The organism is Nonomuraea sp. NPDC049637, assembly GCF_040675235.1.
Taxonomy (GTDB): Bacteria; Actinomycetota; Actinomycetes; order Streptosporangiales; family Streptosporangiaceae; genus Nonomuraea.
Genome location: NZ_JBFAOM010000117.1, coordinates 1 through 3,762 on the forward strand (window position 1 = coordinate 1; position 3,762 = coordinate 3,762).

Consider the following 3,762-nt stretch of genomic DNA (forward strand, 5'->3'; position numbering starts at 1 on the left):
GGCGTGACACTCGGGGAGTTTCTTCGGCCCTCTCGACCAATGTTCGTCCCATCCTGCCGTCCGTTGCAGTGCTCTCTTTTGGAACGATCGCTCGCGGGGGCCGTAATGTCACGCCCGACTTTTCCGGAAAGTCGTTCTGGTTGACCGCCCGACAAGATGTCTCAGCAGCTCAACGCGGTTTTTCTCATGTTTTTTAGCGCTCAGAAATCTCTCGTGTAATGTCCGCGCCGAGCGCGCGCATTCGCGCCGCGAGATGTGCGTGGCCGCGATCGATGAGGTATCCGGACTCGATGACGGTCTCTCCTTCGGCCGCCAGACCGGCGAGCACGAGCGCGATACCGGAGCGCAGATCGTGCGCCGTGACTTGTGCGCCCTTGAGCGGCGTGCGCCCGCGCACGACGGCCCGGCTGCCGTCGACCTCGACGTCGGCGCCCATCTTGTTGAGCTCGCCGGCCAGGGCGAAGCGGCCGTCGAAGATGCGCTCGTGGATGTAGCTGGTGCCGTCGGCCAGGGCCGCCACCGTCATCATCGGCGACTGCAGGTCGGTCGCGAACCCGGGGTAGGTGTCGGTGATGATGTTGATGGGCCGCAGCGGGCGGTCGCAGCGCACGTGCAGCACCGCGCCCTGCCGGGCGAAGTCGACGCCCATCTGCTCCAGCTTGTAGCGGACGACGCCCAGGTCGAGGCCGGTGCCCACGAGGCTGAGCTCGCCGCCGGTGATCGCCGCGGCCATCGCGAACACGCCCGCGTCGAGCCGGTCGGGCATCACGGTGTGCTCGACGGCGTGCAGCTCCTCCACGCCCTCGACGGTGATGAACCCGGTGCCGCCGCCGCTGATGCGCGCGCCCATCTTGGTGAGCATGTCGATGACGTCGAGCACTTCCGGCTCAAGGGCCGCGTTCTCGATCACCGTCGTGCCCTTGGCCAGGGCGGCGGCCATGATCAGGTTCTCGGTGCCGGTGTGGGAGGGCGTGTCGAGGTAGAGCGTCGCGCCGGTCAGGCCGCTGGCCTTGACGTGGATGACGGTCTCGCCCTCGTCGACGACCGCGCCCAGCCGCTTGTAGCCCAGGTAGTGGAAGTCGAGGTTGCGGCTGCCGAGGTTGCAGCCGCCCACGCCCTCCACGATCGCCTCGCCGAGCCGGTGGAGCAGCGCCGGGGTGAACAGCACCGAGCCGCGGAACCGGCGCGCGATCTCGGCCGGCAACACCGGGCTGCTCAGCCGGGAGGCGTCGATGACCAGCGTGCGCTCGGACTCGTGCAGCTCCACGTACGCGCCGATCGCCTCGGCCAGCTCGACCGCGCGCCGGACGTCCTCGATGATCGGCACGTTCCGCAGCACGGTACGGCCCTTGGCGGCCAGCAGAGCCGCACCGATCATGGGAAGCACGGCGTTCTTCGCGCCCTGGATGAACGCGGTTCCACGCAGTGCGTTGCCACCGCGCACGCGGTAACGGACCATTTCGTGCGGCTCCTTGAAATCAACGGTGAGGCTCGATCGGGCCAACAGTAGTGGCTGACACCAGGTGACCCAGCCGAATCATCCGCTAAAGGGAACCCCCGTGACGCGCTCATACGCTTCTAGGTATCGCTGCCTTGTGCGCTCGACAACGTGCTCGGGAAGCCGAGGCGGGGGGTTTCCGGATGATTTGTCCCATCCGGATTCGGGCGAGAGCAACCAATCACGTACATATTGCTTATCGAAAGAAGGTTGCGCCCGGCCCGGCTGCCATTCGTCGGCCGGCCAGAACCGCGACGAGTCCGGCGTCAGCACCTCGTCGCCCAGGGTCAGCACGCCGTCGGCGTCGAAGCCCAGCTCGATCTTGGTGTCGGCCAGGATGATGCCGCGCTCGCGGGCGATGTCCGCGCCGCGCGTGTAGACGTCGAGCGTGATGCGCCGCAGCTCGTCGGCCGTCTCCGCGCCGACCTCGGCGACCACCTGCTCGAAGGAGATCGGCTCGTCGTGCTCCCCCTGCGGGGCCTTGGTGGAGGGGGTGAAGATCGGCTCCGGCAGGCGGGAGCCGTCCTCCAGCCCCGGGGGCAGCGGCACCCCGGAGACCGTGCCGGTCGCGCGGTACTCCGACAGGCCGCCGCCGGCCAGGTAGCCGCGGGCCACGCACTCCACCTGGACCATGCGCAGCGGCTTGCACACCACGCTGCGCGCGTCGTCGCCCCTGGCCAGGATGTGGTTGGGCACGACGTCCTTGAGCTGGTCGAACCACCACAGCGACATCTGGGTGAGGATGGCGCCCTTGTCGGGGATGCCGGGCTCCAGCACGTAGTCGAAGGCCGAGATCCGGTCGGAGGCGACCATCAGCAGCAGGCCCTCGTCGGTCTCGTAGAGGTCGCGTACCTTGCCGGAGTGCAGATGCTTCATCGGGCGATGTCCGTCCTGTGGTGCGAGCCGCGCAGCTCGACGCGGTCGACGAGGTCGTAGGCGTTGCGGCGGGCGCTCGCCTGGTCGGGGCCGTGGCCGACGACGGTCAGCACCCGGCCGCCGTTGGAGACGACCTCGCCGCCGGGGCCGCGCGCGGTGCCGGCGTGGATGACGTACGCGTTCTCGGTCTCGGTCAGGCCGGTGATCACGTCGCCCTTGACCGGCGCGTCGGGGTAGTTCTCCGCCGCGATCACCACGGTCACCGCCGAGCCGTCCTTGAACACCGGGTCGAGGCCCAGCTCGCCGGTGGCGCAGGCCATCAGCAGCCCGCCGAGCGGCGTCTCCAGCCGGTCGAGCAGCACCTGCGTCTCGGGGTCGCCGAACCGGGCGTTGAACTCCACCACCTTCGGCCCCTTCCGGGTCAGGGCCAGCCCCACGTAGAGCACCCCCTGGTACGGCAGCCCGCGCCGCCCCAGCTCGGCGATCGTCGGGTGCACGACCTCGCGCATGACCTGCTCGGTCAGCCCTTCCGGAGCCCAGGGGAGCGGCGTGTACGCGCCCATGCCGCCGGTGTTGGGCCCCTCGTCGCCGTCGTAGGCGCGCTTGAAGTCCTGGGCGAGCTGGAGCGGCACCGCCGTGCTGCCGTCGCAGAGCGCGAACAGCGACACCTCGGGCCCGTCGAGGAACTCCTCGATGACCACCCGCTCGCAGGCCCGCGCGTGCTCCAGCGCCTGGTCGCGGTCGCGCGTGACGACCACGCCCTTGCCCGCGGCGAGGCCGTCGTCCTTGACGACGTAGGGGGCGCCGAACTCGTCGAGCGCGGCGGCGGCCTCCTCCTCGGTCTCGCACGTGCGGGCCCGGGCGGTGGGCACGTCGGCGGCCTTCATGATCTCCTTGGCGAACGCCTTGGAGCCTTCGAGCATGGCCGCCTCGCGGGTCGGCCCGAAGCAGGCGATGCCGGCCTCGCGCACGGCGTCGGCCACGCCCGCGACGAGCGGCGCCTCCGGCCCGATGACGACGAGGTCGGCCCCCAGCCGCCCGGCCAGCTCGGCCACCTGCGCGGGATCGACGGGATCGACGGGATGAACGGTCGCGACGCCTTCGATGCCCGCGTTACCGGGAGCACAGTGGAGCTCGCTGACCTGGGGATCGAGTTTGAGCGAACGGCACAGGGCGTGCTCACGCCCTCCGGAACCAATGACTAGAACGCGCACGTGCCCCATTGTCGCAGGCCCGGCCCCCTCGCCCGGCGCGGGTCCCGGACGGCTCCGGAGCACGTCCCGGGCGGGTTGCGGGCACGTCGAATGCCGGATCAAGCCCGCATCTTTGTGTGGTTCCACCTGATCCGAGCAGCCTCCGGCGAGTATCGTCGTTTGGGTTCACCCGCC

At 69.9% G+C, this 3,762-nt stretch carries 4 protein-coding genes; 1 reads left to right on the forward strand and 3 read right to left on the reverse strand.

Annotated elements, in window-relative coordinates; all coding sequences use genetic code 11:
• Positions 1-197: hypothetical protein (locus AB0J71_RS49795; protein ID WP_364421453.1), on the forward strand; the 197-nt coding region annotated here is incomplete at its 5' end.
• On the opposite strand, the gene murA is transcribed toward AB0J71_RS49795, so the two are convergent.
• The 3 genes from murA to purD form a co-directional block, all read right to left on the reverse strand.
• A complete protein-coding gene (murA, locus tag AB0J71_RS49800) occupies positions 194-1,459 on the reverse strand; it encodes a UDP-N-acetylglucosamine 1-carboxyvinyltransferase (RefSeq protein WP_352318025.1) in 1,266 nt (421 codons plus the stop codon). The two genes, AB0J71_RS49795 and murA, sit on opposite strands and share 4 nt — an antisense overlap.
• Positions 1,460-1,537: 78 nt before the next feature.
• Entirely contained in the window at positions 1,538-2,374 is an 837-nt protein-coding gene (locus tag AB0J71_RS49805; protein WP_352318023.1) for a phosphoribosylaminoimidazolesuccinocarboxamide synthase, read from the reverse strand.
• Positions 2,371-3,588, reverse strand: a complete 1,218-nt coding sequence (gene purD / locus AB0J71_RS49810; RefSeq protein ID WP_352318021.1) for a phosphoribosylamine--glycine ligase — start codon at positions 3,586-3,588, stop codon at positions 2,371-2,373. The genes AB0J71_RS49805 and purD overlap by 4 nt, the downstream gene beginning before the upstream one ends.
• Between the last annotated feature and the right edge of the window lie 174 nt (positions 3,589-3,762).

Excerpts from the sequence above, each read along its gene's own strand:
- AB0J71_RS49805 (WP_352318023.1), bottom strand. The coding sequence starts at position 2,374 with ATGAAGCATCTGCACTCCGGCAAGGTACGCGACCTCTACGAGACCGAC.
- murA (WP_352318025.1), bottom strand. The coding sequence starts at position 1,459 with ATGGTCCGTTACCGCGTGCGCGGTGGCAACGCACTGCGTGGAACCGCG.